Source organism: Aromatoleum toluolicum (assembly GCF_012911005.2).
Taxonomy (GTDB): domain Bacteria; phylum Pseudomonadota; class Gammaproteobacteria; order Burkholderiales; family Rhodocyclaceae; genus Aromatoleum; species Aromatoleum toluolicum.
On sequence record NZ_WTVS01000223.1, the window covers coordinates 1 to 438 of the forward strand.

1 protein-coding gene is annotated in these 438 nt (G+C 66.2%); it reads left to right on the plus strand.

The annotated features are described in order from the left end of the window. Positions 1 to 438 (plus strand): M20/M25/M40 family metallo-hydrolase (locus GPA27_RS28475; protein ID WP_211165315.1); only part of this gene is annotated, 438 nt, incomplete at both ends.

The window sequence follows — 438 nt, forward strand, 5'->3', positions numbered from 1 at the left end:
GCACGATGAACCGCCAACAACTCATTCAAAACGTCCAGCGCTACTTTGACGATGGCCGCTTCGCCACCGACCTGCGTCGCCGCGTGGCCTGGCGCATCGAAAGCGACACTGGCAAGGTGCCGCCCGAACTGCACACCTACCTCACCGACGAAATGGTGCCCTGGCTCGCGCCCCTGGGTTTTGAATGCGAGGTGCTCGACAACCCGTCGCCACAAGGCGGCCCCTTCTTGGTGGCCCGCCGCGTGGAAGACCCTGCGCTGCCCACCGTGCTCACCTACGGCCACGGCGATGTGGTCAACGGACAGGACGCGCAATGGCGCGAGGGCCTCTCGCCCTGGGAGCTCACCATCGAAGGCGAGCGCTGGTATGGCCGAGGCACGGCCGACAACAAAGGCCAGCACACCGTGAGCCTGGCCGCACTGGCCCACACCATCGAGG